Origin of the sequence: Haloechinothrix aidingensis (genome assembly GCF_013450155.1) — a bacterium.
GTDB lineage: Bacteria > Actinomycetota > Actinomycetes > Mycobacteriales > Pseudonocardiaceae > Haloechinothrix > Haloechinothrix aidingensis.
Genome location: NZ_JACCKD010000003.1, coordinates 168,825 through 184,729, shown reverse-complemented (window position 1 = coordinate 184,729; position 15,905 = coordinate 168,825). Strand labels below are relative to the sequence as shown.

15 protein-coding genes are annotated in these 15,905 nt (G+C 69.3%); 6 read left to right on the top strand and 9 right to left on the bottom strand.

From position 1 onward, the window contains the following. Nucleotides 1-52: 52 nt before the first annotated feature. From H0B56_RS09220 to H0B56_RS09210, 3 genes are all read right to left on the bottom strand, one after another. Nucleotides 53-1,282 (bottom strand): SAM-dependent methyltransferase, encoded by a 1,230-nt coding sequence (locus H0B56_RS09220; protein WP_180892568.1) that lies wholly within the window; start codon nt 1,280-1,282, stop codon nt 53-55. 123 nt (nt 1,283-1,405) lie between these two features. Further along, on the bottom strand, nt 1,406-2,812 hold the full coding sequence (locus H0B56_RS09215; RefSeq protein WP_425484515.1) for an FAD-binding oxidoreductase: 1,407 nt from the start codon (nt 2,810-2,812) through the stop codon (nt 1,406-1,408). Nucleotides 2,813-2,850: 38 nt separating this feature from the next. Further along, entirely contained in the window at nt 2,851-3,669 is an 819-nt protein-coding gene (locus tag H0B56_RS09210) for an EamA family transporter (RefSeq protein WP_180892933.1), read from the bottom strand. A gap of 360 nt (nt 3,670-4,029) precedes the next feature. Between H0B56_RS09210 and H0B56_RS09205 the strand changes: the two genes are divergently transcribed. Next, the gene (locus H0B56_RS09205; RefSeq protein ID WP_089301347.1) at nt 4,030-4,227 is read left to right on the top strand and encodes a DUF7455 domain-containing protein; all 198 of its coding nucleotides are present in this window, start codon (nt 4,030-4,032) and stop codon (nt 4,225-4,227) included. A 78-nt stretch (nt 4,228-4,305) separates the two neighbouring features. On the opposite strand, the gene H0B56_RS09200 is transcribed toward H0B56_RS09205, so the two are convergent. Beyond that, the gene (locus H0B56_RS09200; protein WP_343063820.1) at nt 4,306-6,072 is read right to left on the bottom strand and encodes a DEAD/DEAH box helicase; all 1,767 of its coding nucleotides are present in this window, start codon (nt 6,070-6,072) and stop codon (nt 4,306-4,308) included. A 376-nt stretch (nt 6,073-6,448) separates the two neighbouring features. Here H0B56_RS09200 and H0B56_RS09195 point away from each other — a divergent pair, with 376 nt between their 5' ends. Beyond that, nucleotides 6,449-7,465: a YihY/virulence factor BrkB family protein gene (locus H0B56_RS09195; RefSeq protein ID WP_246361052.1), complete on the top strand. Its 1,017-nt coding sequence runs from the start codon at nt 6,449-6,451 to the stop codon at nt 7,463-7,465. 7 nt (nt 7,466-7,472) lie between these two features. Here H0B56_RS09195 and H0B56_RS09190 read toward each other — a convergent pair whose 3' ends face one another. Next, nucleotides 7,473-7,721, bottom strand: coding sequence for a DUF3039 domain-containing protein (locus tag H0B56_RS09190; RefSeq protein WP_180892567.1), 249 nt, complete (start codon nt 7,719-7,721; stop codon nt 7,473-7,475). A 63-nt stretch (nt 7,722-7,784) separates the two neighbouring features. After that, nucleotides 7,785-8,111, bottom strand: a complete 327-nt coding sequence (locus H0B56_RS09185) for a DUF3099 domain-containing protein (RefSeq protein ID WP_180892566.1) — start codon at nt 8,109-8,111, stop codon at nt 7,785-7,787. A 223-nt stretch (nt 8,112-8,334) separates the two neighbouring features. Between H0B56_RS09185 and H0B56_RS09180 the strand changes: the two genes are divergently transcribed. The 4 genes from H0B56_RS09180 to H0B56_RS09165 all read left to right on the top strand — a co-directional run bounded on the left by H0B56_RS09180 (nt 8,335) and on the right by H0B56_RS09165 (nt 13,442). Then, complete coding sequence (locus tag H0B56_RS09180; protein WP_180892565.1) at nt 8,335-9,852, top strand: DUF7782 domain-containing protein; 1,518 nt, start codon at nt 8,335-8,337, stop codon at nt 9,850-9,852. Beyond that, nucleotides 9,849-10,274 (top strand): D-aminoacyl-tRNA deacylase, encoded by a 426-nt coding sequence (dtd, locus tag H0B56_RS09175; protein WP_180892564.1) that lies wholly within the window; start codon nt 9,849-9,851, stop codon nt 10,272-10,274. The genes H0B56_RS09180 and dtd overlap by 4 nt, the downstream gene beginning before the upstream one ends. A gap of 402 nt (nt 10,275-10,676) precedes the next feature. Further along, a complete protein-coding gene (locus tag H0B56_RS09170; RefSeq protein WP_246361049.1) occupies nt 10,677-11,594 on the top strand; it encodes a sigma-70 family RNA polymerase sigma factor in 918 nt (305 codons plus the stop codon). Nucleotides 11,595-11,789: 195 nt separating this feature from the next. Beyond that, nucleotides 11,790-13,442, top strand: coding sequence for a fumarate hydratase (locus tag H0B56_RS09165; RefSeq protein ID WP_180892930.1), 1,653 nt, complete (start codon nt 11,790-11,792; stop codon nt 13,440-13,442). A 56-nt stretch (nt 13,443-13,498) separates the two neighbouring features. Here H0B56_RS09165 and H0B56_RS09160 read toward each other — a convergent pair whose 3' ends face one another. The 3 genes from H0B56_RS09160 to H0B56_RS09150 all read right to left on the bottom strand — a co-directional run bounded on the left by H0B56_RS09160 (nt 13,499) and on the right by H0B56_RS09150 (nt 15,806). Then, a complete protein-coding gene (locus tag H0B56_RS09160; RefSeq protein WP_246361013.1) occupies nt 13,499-14,329 on the bottom strand; it encodes a M23 family metallopeptidase in 831 nt (276 codons plus the stop codon). A gap of 513 nt (nt 14,330-14,842) precedes the next feature. Then, a complete protein-coding gene (locus tag H0B56_RS09155; protein WP_180892562.1) occupies nt 14,843-15,280 on the bottom strand; it encodes an SRPBCC family protein in 438 nt (145 codons plus the stop codon). Between the two features lie 49 nt (nt 15,281-15,329). Further along, nucleotides 15,330-15,806, bottom strand: coding sequence for a hypothetical protein (locus tag H0B56_RS09150; RefSeq protein ID WP_180892561.1), 477 nt, complete (start codon nt 15,804-15,806; stop codon nt 15,330-15,332). Nucleotides 15,807-15,905: the final 99 nt, after the last annotated feature.

Sequence of the window (15,905 nt, the reverse complement as noted above, 5' to 3'; positions counted from 1 at the left end):
GCGGCGGTGCCGGTCCTGACGGGTCCGGCACCGCCGCGCTTTACTGTCCCGCTTACCAGTCCGGGCGCAGCGGCATCCCGGACCGCGCGTCGTCCAGCCGCACGCCGAGCACCTGGTGCAGCTGGATGTTGTTGCGCTCGAAGCCCAGCCGGGACGCGTTCAGGTACAGGCGCCAGGTTCGCGCGCGCTCGATACCGACCTCGGCTACCGCGTCGTCCCAGTTGGCGTCGAGGTTGCTCGCCCACGCGTTGAGCGTGCGCGCGTAGTGCTCCCGGAAGTTCTCCTCGTGCCGCACCTCGAAGCCGCGGTCGTGCATCGTCGAGATGATGTACCCGGGGCTGAGCAGCTCGCCGTCCGGGAAGATGTAGCGGTTGAAGAAGCCACGCACCCGGGACGGCCGCGAGTTGTCGGCGCGCGTGATGCAGTGGTTGAGCAGCCTGCCACCCGGCCGCAGCTTGGCGTAGAGCTCGTCGAAGTAGCTGCCGAGCTGTGCCTTGCCGACGTGCTCGGTCAGGCCGATCGAGCTGATGGCGTCGAACTCGTCCTCGGCGACCGCCCGGTAGTCGAGGTGGCGCACCTCGGCCAGATCCCCGAGACCTTCCGCGGCGATTTGTTTCTGCGCCCACTCGGCCTGCATCCGGGACAGCGTCACGCCGAGCGCCCGCACTCCGTAGCGTTTCGCGGCGTGCATCACCATGCCGCCCCAGCCACACCCCACGTCCAGCAGGCGCATCCCCGGGGTGAGGCCGAGCTTGCGGGCGACCAGGTCGTGCTTCTCGAACTGCGCGTCTGCCAGGCTCGCGTCCTCGGTCGGGTAGACGGCGCACGTGTAGGTCATCGACGGCCCGAGAATCCACTCGTAGAAGCGGTTCGACACGTCGTAGTGATGCGCGATCGCGGCCTGGTCCCGTGACCGCGAGTGCCTGAATCCGTGCACACGCGCCTCGACCTGCGGGCGCCTGGCAGGCCACCGCGCGAGCGACCACGCCAGCTGCGCGGCGACACGAGCCCGCAACGCCGGGGACAGCCGCCCGAACGCGACGTTCTGCAGCCGCAGCAACGCCGTGTACAGGTCCCCGACCACGTCGAGGCACCCGGTGATGTACGCACGGCTGAGGCCGAGCTCACCGGGCGCGGAAGCCAGGTACGACACCGCGAGCGGGGAGCGTACCTCGATCGCGACCGACGCCGACCGCGGTCCGGCGCGACTACCGTCATAGGCGCGGAACTCCACGTCGGCGCCCTCCCCCACCATGCGCATGAACACATCGGCCAGACGCATCGGAACGCTCCCTTCGTCACCTCTGCCCTATTCGCGTATCGGACGACTCACCAAGCGAGCACGCCACCGGCACGGCTCTCGCACGCGGATCGGTCGCGCTGGATCGGGTCGTCGGTAGTACTCCTAACGCTCCTGCACGCATTTCTCGTAGAGATCCGGTAGCCGTCCTTCGGGATCGTATGCACGTTTGAGCTTCCCGTAGTCATACCCGTTGTACAGCTCCCAGAACTCAGGCTCGTCGAAAAACGACGTCGAGTACAGGGACTTGTGTCCACCGAGCTCGACCACTGCCCGCTCGATCTTCCGGTTGGCGGTACCGTGCTCTGCTCCGTCCGGAGCAGGGACCGTCGACCAGAACCCGACGTTGACATAGAGCGTCTCCGGATCGAGCGGGTACAGGGTCCACCGAACCGGATGGCGCTGCCGCAACGGGCAGACCCAGATGGGACTAATGCCGATCTCGCGATGGAAGAAGTCGAGGAACTCCGCGACCCTGTCGACAGGTACCTCGACGTCCTGGATGACCGGCTCGCGCGGCGGCGCGCCGCGCGCGGCCCGGACCCGGTCGCTGAGCCCGTGCCTGCGGTCGAAGGCGACGATCGAGCGGTAGACGTCCGATCGCAGGTAACGGCGCGGCCACACGGCACGGATCAGCGGGTTCTGCGCGCCGAGCGCGCGGGAGCACCAGAACCAGTCGGTGTCCCAGCGCCACAGGTAGTCGTGCACGCTGAGGGTATCGGTGGCTCTCCGGCGCAGCGAGCGGTAGAAGACCCGCGCACCCGTGTAGTCGCTGAGCTCGCCTGCCGCGTCGGTGAACGAACCGAGCGTGAGGTAGTGCTCGCCGCGGCTGAACACGGTCCCGTCCACGAAGTCGACGGGCAGTCCATCGTAGTGCCCGTCCTCGCACGCCGTGCGCATCGCCGATACGTAGCCGGGCGTGTCCGGGAAGTGCAGGTGCCGCAGCAGCACGGCCGGGCGCACCGGTTCGAGGGCCAGCCGGACCCGCAGCACGTATCCCAGGGTTCCGTACGAGTTCGGGAACCCGTGGAAGAGCGCGCTGTGCTCGTTGTCCGGCCTCGCGCACACCACACGCCCGTCACCGGTGAGGATCTCCATCTCCTGCACCGCCTCGTGTGGCAGGCCGTTACGGAACGAGGTCGACTCGATACCCAACCCGGCGATGGCCCCACCCACGGTGATCGTCTTCAGCTGGGGAACGACCGACGGCATCAAGCCGTGCGGCAGTGTCGCGTCCACCAGGTCCTCGTAGGTGGTCATCCCCCCGACCTCGGCTGTTCGTCCCGCAGCATCGATCTCGAGGACGCTGCCGAAGCCGCGCACGTCAAGCGAGTCACCCGAGTGGCCCGAGCGGAACCGGAACAGGTTGGACGTCGGCTTGTCCAACCGCACGGGAACGCCCGGTGGCACCTCGGCGTACCGCGCCCGGAGCGCCGCCACCGCCCGGTCATAGGCCGCGTACCCGGTCGTGGGCGCCTCATCGCCGACCGGCCGATCGCGAAGCATGCTCATACCTGCCGATGGTAAGCCGAATCACCGTGTCTGTCCGGCTACGGCGGTTCTTCCGGCGAGCGCGCGCCGCGCCGGGGTCCCTCCCCGGACCGCAAAGCCACCCCGCACACCACCGCGAGGATGCCGATCATCTCGACGGTAGTGGGCACCTGCCCGAGCGCGACGAACCCCACGACCGCGGCCGTCGCCGGGAGCAGCGCAAGCAGCAGCGCGAACCGGGCGCGGCCGACCTTGCCGAGCACGATCTGGTCAAGCGTGTAGGGGATCACGGTGGACAGCAGCCCCACGCCCACGCCGAGCAGCAACAGCCACGCCGAGCCCCATACCGGACCGGTGCCGAGCGCGAGCGGGGACAGCAGCACGGTGGCAACGACGAACCCGACAGCCAGGCTGTCGAAGCCCGACACGCCGGTGTCGGCGAGGGCGACGCGTTTGCCGAGCAGGATGTAGCCCGCCCAGGCCATCGCGGCCAGCAGCGCGAACAGCACGCCGAGCGGGCTGCCTGCCAGTTGCACGTCGGCGATGAGCAGGACACCGAAGGCCACGGTCAGCAACGCGAGCAGGTCACGTTTGCCCCGCGAGCCGATGGCGGCCACGGCCACGGGGCCCACGAACTCCAGCGCGACCGCCGTTCCGAGCGGCAGGCGCGCGATGGCCTCGTAGAACACCACGTTCATGCCGGCCGTGACGACCCCGAACGTCCCCGCAAGCAGCAGCGCCTTGCCGCGCCAGGCCCGCTTGGGCGGTCGCCGCCACGCCAGCAGGACCAGCGCCGCACCGAGGCAGCGCATCCACGCCACGCCCGAGGGAGTGGCGTGGTCGAACAACCCCACCGCCAGCGCCGCACCGAGGTACATGGAAATTCCGCTGAGAACGAACAGTGCGGGCGCCGGAAGGCTCGCCAGCCGCGTTCGGGTACGTAGTTCAGGCACGCGTTCATCCTGCAGCAGCACGCGTTGCGGTGTCCTCCTGCCCCGCCGACCTGCACGAACGATGATCTCGTCCCACGAAATGGGAGCGCTGCCTGCCTGCGGGCGCGACACGGCGTGATACAACTCGCAGATGAGCGGGAACATTTGCGCCAGGCCGATCGTCTGCAACAGTAGAGGCAGCGGCCATGCACGGTCGGCGGGCAGCGGGCTCGTCGGTGGCCGTGGTGGACGCCGCACGATCGAAGGCATCGACACTCCAGGATGCCGGGACGGAGGGAGACTCCCATGACGACCACGCTCACCCGCCCCGAACTCACAGCCGCTGACCGCTGCGACCGGTGCAGTGCGGCTGCCAAGATCCGCGCAGTACTCCCGGCCGGTGGAGAGCTACTCTTCTGCGGTCACCATGCCCGCGAGCACAAGGCCAAGCTCGCCGAACTCGATGCCGAGATCCAGCAAGACGACGACTCCCTGCTGACCTGACGCTCTCGCCAACGAGCCGAGGGGCTCCTTCGGTGCCTGTTGTGCACTGAAGGAGCCCCTCGGCTCGTCAGGATCACCTCACCAGGACCGCAGTGTCGCGATCCGCTCCTCCAGCTGCTCGACGGTCGCCATCGCTGTCGGCGGGCCACCGCAGGTCTTGCGCAACTCGTTGTGGATCGCGGCGTGCGGCTTGCGCGTGCGGTGGTGGTACATCCCGACCAGCGCGTTGAGTTCCTTGCGTAACGCGGTACGACGTTCGGTCACGCTGGCGTTGCCACTCGCACGCTGCGGCGGGCCCTGGGGCTCGGACCCGCCCGCCGGGCTGTCCCGGGCCGCGGAGTCCCGCGACCGGTTCTCCAGCTGCTCCTCTTGCCGCTTGCGCAGCAGGGCACGAACCTGATCCGGTTCGAGGAGGCCGGGCAGCCCCAGGTAGTCCTGCTCTTCCTCGGTCTGCGCCAGCGCGGCGGTGCCGAACGAGTCGCCATCATAGATGACCTGATCCAGTTCCGCGGAGGCGCGTAACGACGTGAACGGCTTCTCGTCCTCGGTCTGCTCGTCCTTGGTCTTGTTGGCGTCGGCGAGCAGCTCGTCGTCGAGCCCGTCCTTCTCCCGGTCCGGCTTGCCGAGCACGTGGTCGCGCTGCGCCTCCAGCTCGCTGGCCAGTTCGAGCAGGATGGGAACGCTCGGCAGGAACACGCTCGCGGTCTCGCCTTCCTGACGGGACCGCACGAACCGGCCGATCACCTGCGCGAAGAACAGTGGCGTCGAGGCGCTCGTCGCGTACACACCGACGGCGAGCCGCGGCACGTCCACCCCTTCGGACACCATGCGCACCGCGACCATCCAGCGGTCGGTGGAGTCGGCGAACTCCCCGATCCGCTTGCTCGACCCCGGATCGTCGGACAGCACCACGGTGGGTTGCTCACCGGTGATGCCGTGCAGGATCTTGGCGTACGCGCGGGCGGACTCCTGATCCGAGGCGACTACGAGGCCACCGGCGTCGGGTACTCCGCCGTCGCGCAGCTGCTGCAGGCGCACGTCCGCGGAGTGCAGCACCGAGGGGATCCACTCGCCTGCCGGGTCCAGCGCGGTACGCCAGGCGCGCGCAGTCTGCTCCGCGGTCAGCGGCTCGCCCAGCCGCGCGGTGAACTCGTCCCCGGCGCTGGTACGCCACGAAGCCTCCCCCGAGTAGGCCAGGAACACCACCGGCCGCACCACCCCGTCGGCCAGCGCGTCCGAGTAGCCGTAGGAGTAGTCCGCCGCGCTGCGCCAGCTACCGTCGGGGTCCTCGGTATAGGTCACGAACGGGATCGGCGAGTCGTCGCTGCGGAAGGGCGTACCGGTCAGCGCGAGCCTGCGAGTCGCGGGCGTGAACGCCTCCTGGACGGCATCGCCCCACGACTTGGCGTCCCCCGCGTGGTGGATCTCGTCCAGGACGACCAGTGTCTTGCGGCGCTCGGTGCGCACCCTGTGCAAGGTGGGATGCGCCGCGACCTGCGCGTAGGTCATCGCGACCCCGCGATAGTCCGCCGAGGTCGTGCCGGCCGCGTTGCTGAAGTTCGAGTCGATCGCAATCCCGGCCAGGTTCGCGGCCTCGGCCCACTGGTGCTTGAGGTGCTCGGTCGGCGTTACCACCGTGATCTGGTCGACAGTGCGATCGGACAGCAGCTCGGCGGCCACCCGCAGGGCGAACACCGTCTTACCGGCACCGGGTGTGGCCACCGCGAGGAAGTCGCGTGGCCTGCTCCGCAGGTACTGCGTCAATGCCCTGCGCTGCCAGGTACGCAGCGGCTTGGCGGTAGCGTCGTCCACGGGTTCGGGCGCCGTCACGGTCTCGTCCGACACGGTAAGAGCCAGCTCCTCTCCCCGACTGCACACGAAAACCCTCACCGAACTTCGTGCCTGCCCCTCTCGACTCGGCACTGGCGCCGGTCCGATGGTCACGCCTACGACCGGCCGGACGCGGTGAGGGCCGGTACAAAGCGTACCTGTCCCTGACCGCTTCCCCGGACGGCGACGTGGTGTGCGATGTGCCGCACCATCGGACGGCGACACATCGGCGAACCACGAGCGAGATCGGCGCCGATGCAGCATGCTGAGAAGTACCATGAGCACCGCACCCGACAGGCCGGCCGCACAGCAGGCCCGCACACCACCACAGGCTCGCGGGTGGCTCCGGCGCGGCTCGCTGGTCGTCAGCCGCATGTGGCAGCGCAGTCACATGCCCGTGGCCGCCGGCCGCGCGGCCTACGTCCAGCTACCCCGCAGGACCATCGTCCGCGCGTGGCAGGGCAACGTGTTCTCGGAAGCCGCGAAGACGGCCTTCTGGCAGACCCTGTCGCTGCCGCCGCTGCTCCTCGCACTGCTCGGCAGCCTCGGGTACATGGGTGACTGGTTCAGCCCCCGGGTCGTGGACGACGCGCTCGACGAGATCATCCGGCTCAGCCGCACCATCTTCAGTGAGCGGGTGGTCACCGATTTCATCGAGCCGACCGTCGCCGACATCTTGACCGTCGGTCAGGCCCACATCGTCTCCACTGGCTTCGTCATCGCCCTGTTCGCCGGATCCGCGGCGACCTCGGCGTTCGTCGACGCCATCACCGAGGCACACGGCCAGCAGGGAGTCCGCAACGAGGCGTGGCAACGGCTGCTGTCCCTGCTGCTCTACATCGCCAGCCTCGCCCTGCTGATCGTCGTGCTTCCCGTCATCGCCGTCGGGCCCGACGTGCTGTCCAGGGGCATTCCGGACGACTGGCGCCCGTTCCTCGCCGACTGGGTCGGCCAGCTCTACTACCCCACGCTCGGCCTACTGCTCGTCCTGGGGCTGGCGACGCTGTACAAGCTCGCGCTACCACGAAAGCTGCCCTGGCACCGCGGGCTGCCCGGCGCGGTCCTCGCGATGCTGATCTTCCTGCTTTCCAGCTCGATCCTGCGGCAGTACCTCTCCGGTGCCACCGCGACCGGCTACACCTACGGTGCCGTCGCCACCCCGATCGCGTTCCTGCTGTTCGTGTTCTTCATCGGGCTCGCCGTGATCGGAGGCGCTCACTTCAACAGTGCCATCGAGGAACTGTGGCCTGCCCAGCCCAGCCGCAGGCAGCGTGGCAGGTGGCACCGGCTCGAACGGGAGCGGGAGAAGGACCGGACGGGAGCAGGCACACGACAAGACGGCGGTGGTGCTTCCGCCGAGGTGGCGACACCACCGCGGGACCATCGCACCCGAGCGGATCCGCGCTGAGGGCCGGCTACTCCTCCCCGCCGGAGGGGAGGTTCTCGAAGATGCGCTTGCAGTCCGGGCACACCGGCGAACCGGGCTTGGCCTGCTTCGTGACAGGGAAAACCTGCCCACACAGCGCGACCACGTACTCACCGGTGACCGCGCTTTCCACGATCTTGTTCTTGCGCACGTAGTGGAACACTTCCGGCGCGTCGTCGTCGGAAGCCTCAGTGCCCTCCGGGCGCGTATCCTGCTCGGGTAAGACCTGGGTACTCACACCCCCATGATGCCTGATCGCGGTCGAGCCGCGCGCGCGAGGTGCGCACAGGCACCGCTCGGGTCAGACGTCGATCACCCGGTACTCACGTTCCTCGAGCTGGTGACGCTCGCGCCGGAACGTACTCGCCTTCTCGGCCTTGCGCGCGGGCCGATCGTTGGCGATCAACACCGCGACCCACGGCAGCGGGACCGACATCGCGATGAACGCGAAGGCCAGCCACGGGATCTGGTACGACAGCCCCGCCGCGATCAGGCACGGGAAGCGCAGCGCCATCATCCAGAGGTACTTGCGCTTGCGGGCCGCGAACTCGTCGTCGTACGACGGTGCGGCCTCCGTGATCAGCACAGCCGATTCCGAGGCATGGGTGCCGTGTTCCGACCTCGTCACTGCCGAACACCTCCAACTCCCATGCTCCCACCCCCGGCAATGCCGTCGCCGGGGACGATCCGGGGACAATGCTGCCACACCGCCTGTGCTCGAGATCCGCGCAGCGGCGGGAGCGCACGGCAGGCGTGGTCCGCGGCCCGGTGGCGGGCGCCACGTGCACTGCGACGCGCTGGTTCCCGTCACCGGCGCACCGCGAGGCGCGCGCCGTGCGAGGATATCCGTCGTGACCGACCCACTCCCCCGGTTCTCGACGGACCTGTGCGAGCGGCTGCGCGAGGCGTTCGCCGCGGCGCGTTACGACGCGGACGGCGTGGTCGGCGTGCTCGGCACGGCCGCACACGCCGCGCTCGGCCGGGACGAGCCGGAGCCCGCCTACGAGGCGACGGCCGATGCCGGCCCGCTCGGCACCTTGGTGCGGCTGTTCCTGCTCGGTTCGGCCGAGTCCGGCACCGCGGTCTCCCGCGCGTTGGCGCCTGCCACCGTCGACCAGGCCCTCGACGCGGGGCTGCTGCGCCCGGACGGGGACCAGCTGCGTGCCGCGCTGGATATCCGGCCACACGCCGATGAGCATGGTTCCTGGTGGGTGGTCAGCGATATCGACACCGTCCGGGACTCGCCTGCGGGCCGGGAGTACGTGGGCGGCGTGGGGCAAGCGGCCATGAGCCTCGTCCGGGCGACGAGCCGCAGCCCGGTGGAGTCCCTCTGCGACATCGGGACAGGAAGCGGAGTGCAAGCCCTGCACGCGAGCAGGCACGCGCGTTCCATCACGGCCACCGACGTCTCCCCGCGCGCACTCGCGCTGGCCGAGGGCACCTTCCTGCTCAACAAGGTGAACGTGGAGCTGCTGCGGGGATCCTGGTTCTCGCCGGTCGCGCGCAGGCGTTTTGACCGGATCGTGTGCAATCCCCCCTTCGTCGTCGGGCCCGCTCGCGTCGACTACACCTACCGCGACTCGGGCCTCGCCGGTGACGAGGCGAGCGCGCTCGTCGTCCGGCAGCTCCCGTCCTTCCTGGCCAACGGCGGCACCGGACACGTACTCGGCGCCTGGTTGCACACCGCGGAGCACGACTGGGAGGAGCGTGTACGCGGCTGGCTCCCGCCGGGCACGGATGCCTGGTTCGTGCAGCGCGACGTGGCGGACCCGCCCCTCTACGTCGGGACCTGGATACGCGACGCGGGCATCGACCCGGCGTCGCCGGAGGGCAGGCACATCGCACGTGAATGGCTCGACTGGTTCGCCTCGGCGGGTGTGGAAGGAATCGGGTTCGGGTTCGTCACGCTGCGCCGGATCGACGAGGCGGACCAGCCGACCGTGGTCTGCGAGGATCTCCGGCACGCCTACGACGACCCGCTTGGTGCCGAGGCGCAGGACTGGCTGCGGCGCGTCGACTGGCTGCGCACGCACCCGGACCTGCGCGCGGAAACCTACACGGTGCCGCCCACCGTGGTTCTCGAGCAGATCAACGCACAGGGCGAGAACGGCTGGGAACCTCGGATCCGCAGGCTGCACCGTACCGACGGGCCGGGGTGGCAGCACGAGCTCGACGAGCTCGCCAGCGCGCTGCTCGCCGGGTGCCAGGGTCACCTCCCCCTCGCCGACCTGCTCGACCTGCTCGCGGCGGCGCACGGTGAGCCGACCGACGCCCTCGTCGAGACCGCGCTACCGATCGTCAGGGAGCTGGTGCTGCACGGGATGCTGCTGCCAGCGGAGCTCGCCCCCACGGACGGGGTGCGCTCATGAAGGCGGTCGTATCGCGCGTCACCGAGGCGAGCGTGACCGTGCACGGCGAGACGGTCGGCGCCATCGACGAACCGGGGGTGCTCGCGCTCGTCGGGGTCCATGCCGACGACGGGGACACCGCGGCGGCGACGATGGCGCGCAAGCTGCACGAGATTCGAGTGCTACGTGACGAGCACTCGTGTGCCACGGCCGGCGCTCCGCTTCTGGTGATCAGCCAGTTCACCCTGTACGGCGACACCAGGAAAGGCAGGCGGCCGTCCTGGACCGCCGCGGCGCGCCCCGAGGTGGCCGAGCCGCTGATCGACAAGCTCGTGGCCGAGCTACGCGCGCGGGGCGCGCGGGTGGCCACCGGCCGGTTCGGCGCGCAGATGCAGGTGCACAGCGTCAATGACGGTCCGTTCACGATCCTGCTCGAGGTGTGACCGCCCCGGCCGCGTCCCACCCGCCCTGGTCGAGGCCGTGTCCGTACCCCGACGGCCCGCTGGTTGGCACGGTCGTACCGCAATTCGTGGGGCAGCTCACCCGTGGATTCTCGGCGCAACTGGGAACGATTTGCGGCGAGTAGGCGTTGACCTGGGTGTCCGACCATGAAACGAGTCGGACGTGTGCGGCGGGTCACCCCAGCGCACACAACGTAGCTCCGGCACGCCGACGGTGCCGGACTGCCCCAGGGGAGGCTGAGCATGTCCGTACAAACACTCGACCGAGACCTCCACACGGCATCCGACGATGGCACAGCCGGTACCGCTGACACCGGGGCCGTGGACGCCGCGGCGCCAGAGCTTCCCGCACAGCCGACGCCGAGCACCGAGGGCGACCTCGATATGCAGGGCCCCGCGGCTGACCTGGTCCGTGTCTACCTCAACGGGATCGGCAAGACCGCACTGCTCAGTGCGGCCGAGGAGGTCGACCTCGCCAAGAGGATCGAGGCCGGAGTGTTCGCCCAGCACATCTTGGACACCGAGGAGGGCCTCTCGCCGCAGCGCCGGTCCGACCTGGCCACCGTGGTCCGCGACGGCGAGCGCGCCAAGCAACACTTGCTCAGGGCCAACCTGCGCCTCGTGGTGTCGCTGGCCAAGCGTTACACCGGCAGGGGGATGCCGCTCCTCGACCTGATCCAGGAGGGCAACCTGGGGCTGATCCGCGCGGTGGAGAAGTTCGACTACGCCAAGGGCTTCAAGTTCTCCACCTACGCCACCTGGTGGATCCGCCAGGCGATCACGCGCGGCATGGCCGATCAAGGCCGCACCATCCGGCTGCCCGTGCATCTCGTCGAGCAGGTCAACAAGCTGAGCAGGGTCAAGCGTGACCTGCATCAGCGACTCGGCCGGGAGGCCACGCACGGGGAGATGGCCGAGGAGTCCGGCATCCCCGAGGCGAAGGTCGCCCAGCTGCTCGACCACGCGCGCGACCCGGTCAGCCTGGACATGCCGGTGGGTACCGAGGAGGACGCACCCCTCGGTGACTTCATCGAGGACGGCGAGGCCGCCGACGCCGAAGGCACGGTCATCTCCGGGATGCTGCACGACGACCTGCGGCGCGTGCTGTCGACGCTGGACGACAGGGAGCAGCACGTGATCAGGCTCCGCTACGGCATCGACGACGGGCAGCCGCGCACGCTCGACCAGATCGGCAGGGCCTTCGGCCTGTCACGCGAGCGGGTCCGGCAGATCGAGCGGGAGGTCATGGTCAAGCTGCGGCAGGGTGACCGCGCCGACAGGCTGCGCGCGTACGCGAGCTGACCCGCACCGCGGCGGCGCCGCATCCGGTTTCCCGGGTTGTCCACTGGCCTATCGGCAGGCGAGGGCGCCACGGGGATTGAGCACCGTCACGGTGTCCAGGGAGGCCACACGGCACCCGCGGATCGACCAGGTACGGTCGTGTTCCTGGTCGAGTCCGCACGAGCACACAAGGGAGCCTGCTCAGCCGTGTCCGCGATGTCCGAGTCGTTCGACTACACCGACGTCCTTCCGCTCGCCGCCGACAGCACCGAGTACCGGCTGGTCACCGAGAACGGGGTCCGCACCGTGGAGGCGGCCGGGCGCACGTTCCTCGAGGTCGAGCCCGAGGCGCTGACCGAGCTCGCCCGCACCGCCGTCACCGATATCCAGCACCTGCTGCGCACATCGCATCTCGAACAGCTTCGCTCGATCGTCGACGACCCGGAGGCCAGCGGCAACGACCGGTTCGTCGCGATGGACCTGCTGCGCAACGCGGCGATCTCCGCGGGCGGGGTGCTACCGATGTGCCAGGACACCGGCACCGCCATCGCCATCGGCAAGCGCACCGAAGGCGTCCTGACCGGGGGCGAGGACGAGCGAGCGCTGGCGCGCGGCATCCACGACGCCTACCAGGAACTCAACCTCCGCTACTCCCAGATGGCACCGCTGACCTTCTGGGACGAACGCAACACCGGAACCAACCTGCCGGCCCAGATCGAGCTCTACCACAAGCCGGGCGAGGAACCGAGCTACGAGTTCCTCTTCCTGGCCAAGGGTGGTGGCAGCGCCAACAAGACGTTCCTGTACCAGGAGACGAAGGCACTGCTCAATCCCAGGCGCCTGGCGAGCTTCCTCGACGAGAAGCTGCGCGCGCTGGGCACGGCGGCCTGCCCGCCCTACCACCTCGCGATCGTCGTCGGCGGCATGTCGGCCGAGTACAACCTCAAGGTCGCCAAGCTCGCCTCCGCCCGGTACCTGGACAGCCTGCCCACGGAAGGCTCCGCCCTCGGGCACGGGTTCCGGGATGTCGACCTCGAGCAGCAGGTGCTCGAGCTGACCCGGCAGTTCGGCATCGGCGCCCAGTTCGGCGGCAAGTACTTCTGTCACGACGTGCGGGTGATCCGCCTTCCCCGGCACGGGGCGTCGTGCCCGGTCGGCATCGCCGTCTCCTGCTCGGCCGACCGGCAGGCCAAGGCGAAGATCACCGCCGAGGGTGTGTTCATCGAACAGCTCGAACGCGACCCCGCCCGGTTCCTGCCGGAAGTCACCGAGCAGGACCTCTCCGACGAGGTCGTGCCCATCGACCTGACCCGGCCGATGGACGAGATCCGGCAGACCCTGAGCACCCTCCCGGTCAAGACGCGGCTCTCGCTGACCGGCCCGCTCGTGGTCGCCCGCGACATGGCGCACGCCAAGATCGCCGAGCGGCTGGACGCGGGCGAGGAGATGCCGCAGTACCTGCGTGACCACCCGGTGTACTACGCGGGCCCGGCCAAGACCCCCGACGGGTACCCGTCGGGCTCGTTCGGCCCCACGACGGCGGGCAGGATGGACTCCTACGTCGAGCAGTTCCAGGCGGCAGGTGGCTCCTACGTCATGCTGGCCAAGGGCAACCGCTCGAAGCAGGTCACGGCCTCCTGCCAGCAACACGGCGGTTTCTACCTGGGGTCGATCGGTGGCCCGGCCGCGCGGTTGGCGCAGGACTGCATCAAGTCCGTGGAGGTCCTGGAGTACGCCGAGCTCGGTATGGAAGCCGTGTGGAAGATCGAGGTCGAGGACTTCCCTGCCTTCGTCGTCATCGACGACAAGGGAAACGACTTCTTCGACGCCACGTCCGAGCCCGTCCTGCAGATCTCGTTCCGCAGCTGAGGTAGGGCTCAGAGGCGCACGCCGGGGCCCGGCGTGCGCCTCTGTCCTGGCTCCGGTCAGCGCACCGACACACCGCGTTCGGCGAGCCAACCGACGGGGTCGATGGGTGTCTGCCCGCCCTGCCAGACCTCGAAATGCAGGTGGGGACCGGTGGACTGGCCACGGTTGCCGATCGTGGCGATCTGCTCCCCTGCACCGACACGCTGGCCCGCACCGACCAGGATCCGGTCCATGTGCCCGTAGACCGTGACCGTGCCGTCGTCGTGCCGGACCTTGACCCACAGGCCGAACCCGCTTGCCGGTCCGGCTTCGATCACCGTGCCGCCGGTCACCGACACGATCGGCGTACCGATGGAGTTGGCGATATCGATGCCGCTGTGGTGCGAGCCCCAGCGCGCTCCGAAGCCGGAGGTGAACCGCCCTTCGGCGGGCCGGACATAGCTCGGCCCCGACTCGGCCTGCTCGGCCTCCTCCTCGGCGGCCTCGGCCTGTTCGGCTTCCTCTTCCGCACGTTCCGCTTCGCGCTTCTCCTCGGCGGCGCGCTCGGCCTCCTCTTTCTCGCGTTCCCGGCGCGTCTCCTGCGCGTCGAGGAGCTTGCGTACCTCCGCGCGCGCATCGGTGCTCGTGCCGTCCTGCTCGAGCACCTCGGGAACGGCGTCGCCTGCCGGGCTGTACGCGGCCAGCTCCACCTCCTCCTGGGGTTGAGCCCCACCCGCCGCAGGCAGGCTCAGCGGTACGAGCAGCGCGACGGCGACACACGCGAGAAGCACCTCGCGGCGCGGGCCGGCGGTCCGCCGGTGAGAGGTACCCCCGACGATCGGTGCGCGACGCGGGGCGCTTCCGACCGCCGGGGGGCGTCTATGGCCGTCCGGCATGTCCTGGGTCATCGTTGGGGGCCTTCCGTCTCGGGGAGGCTCGGCCCGACTCCGGGCGGGGGATCCCGGCGGACGCGATCATCACCTGATCGTGCCCATGTCGTAACCGAGCTGTGACACGCCGACGGAAGGTAATCGCGGCGATCGCGGACAGCAATCCGGCTACATGACGGCCGTCACCCGCGCGGCGACAGCGGTGTGACCCCGATAACCCCGTGATCTCGGGAGGCATCGGCCCTGGTGACGCCGGGTCGGCAGCGGAACCGGCCCGGCTCAACGGCATGCACCGAGAAGATAGTGGATGCCAGTTTCCTTGGCAGCAAAGGAATGTTAACCGGCCCGTTCGGACTGATCACACCAACGCCCCAGTTCGTCGGCGGAGAATCGGTCCATTATGGCCAGAAAGGCCGGAGTGGAGTTGATCTCCCGTGCGGCGGTCGACGGCGGCAGCGCGCAGTGACGAAGGTCATGCGCGCTGCTCGCCGGACCAGTGCCGCGCGGAAGGCGCGCGGTCTCCCGCGCCTGCTACAGCTCGACCATCTCGGCAAGGCGCACGAGGCTGCGCTCCATGCCGCGCTTGTTCTTTCTGGGGAAGAAACTGAGCCCGATCAGTACGGGCATCTTCGCTGTCGACCAGTCGAACGTCTCTGTCACGCGCGTGGTGCCGTCCTCCAGCGGCTCCAGCTGCCAGCGCCAGCGATGCCCGTTGAAGTGCCGCCACGCGATCAGGCGGTTCTCCTCGAACTCCACGACCGTATTCAGGATCTTGTACGGCGCACCCATCTTCATGTCCATCCCGAACTTCGCGCCGAGCTCCAACCGGCCGGTGGTATCCGGATGTGCCTCGCGAACGGTGCCGGACCCGTCCAGCAACGGATGCTGCCTCGGATCGACCAGTAGTTCGAATATCTTCTCGGGCGGCGCTGCCACGACCCGGCTGACGGAGACCTCACGTTTACCCATCCGGCCACCCTAACGACCGCTGGGGCGCCCGCACCCGACGCGGTGACGCTTAGCCCTGCCGGTCCTCGGTCTTCAGCACGACGGTGCGGTCCTCGAGAGTCCCGTCCAGCTGCACGGCAACCTTCGGGTAGGTCACCTGCTGGGTACACATCACGTCGCCGCCGGGTGTGTGGTGTACCAGCACGACCGTCACGTCCTGCTCGGTCTCCGCGGCGTTCCTGGCCTCGGCCGTCACGCAGCCGTTGGACTCCATCGCCGTGACGACCAGCCTACGTCCACCCTCGGTCGTGGAGACCTCTCTCGGGTACTCCGCCGGCAGGGCGGAGTCGTCGATCTGCTCGGGAGGAACCGGGTCCCCATGCTGCACATCGGAGTCGCTCCCCGGATCAGGTGACACCGATTCGGTAGGCGTGCTCGCCGGCGCATCGTTGCCCTCGCCGTTCGCGGCGGACGAGTCCTGCCCGCAGCCGGCACCGAGCGCGAGCAGGAGCGCCGCGGCCCCGACGAGTACCTGTCTGGTGTCCATACCCGTGATGACGCGCGAGCTTTCCACACGGTTGTCCGTGCCGATCGATCATTCCGCGGGCACGTCGATCGGGCGGAGCTGACGCGGGCCGCTGTCCGG

Excerpts from the sequence above, each read along its gene's own strand:
- H0B56_RS09220 (WP_180892568.1), bottom strand. The coding sequence starts at position 1,282 with ATGCGTCTGGCCGATGTGTTCATGCGCATGGTGGGGGAGGGCGCCGAC.
- H0B56_RS09155 (WP_180892562.1), bottom strand. The coding sequence starts at position 15,280 with ATGGGTAAACGTGAGGTCTCCGTCAGCCGGGTCGTGGCAGCGCCGCCC.
- H0B56_RS09150 (WP_180892561.1), bottom strand. The coding sequence starts at position 15,806 with ATGGACACCAGACAGGTACTCGTCGGGGCCGCGGCGCTCCTGCTCGCG.
- H0B56_RS09215 (WP_425484515.1), bottom strand. The coding sequence starts at position 2,812 with ATGAGCATGCTTCGCGATCGGCCGGTCGGCGATGAGGCGCCCACGACC.
- H0B56_RS09170 (WP_246361049.1), top strand. The coding sequence starts at position 10,677 with ATGCAGGGCCCCGCGGCTGACCTGGTCCGTGTCTACCTCAACGGGATC.
- H0B56_RS09160 (WP_246361013.1), bottom strand. The coding sequence starts at position 14,329 with ATGACCCAGGACATGCCGGACGGCCATAGACGCCCCCCGGCGGTCGGA.
- H0B56_RS09210 (WP_180892933.1), bottom strand. The coding sequence starts at position 3,669 with ATGTACCTCGGTGCGGCGCTGGCGGTGGGGTTGTTCGACCACGCCACT.
- dtd (WP_180892564.1), top strand. The coding sequence starts at position 9,849 with ATGAAGGCGGTCGTATCGCGCGTCACCGAGGCGAGCGTGACCGTGCAC.
- H0B56_RS09195 (WP_246361052.1), top strand. The coding sequence starts at position 6,449 with ATGCCCGTGGCCGCCGGCCGCGCGGCCTACGTCCAGCTACCCCGCAGG.
- H0B56_RS09205 (WP_089301347.1), top strand. The coding sequence starts at position 4,030 with ATGACGACCACGCTCACCCGCCCCGAACTCACAGCCGCTGACCGCTGC.
- H0B56_RS09165 (WP_180892930.1), top strand. The coding sequence starts at position 11,790 with ATGTCCGAGTCGTTCGACTACACCGACGTCCTTCCGCTCGCCGCCGAC.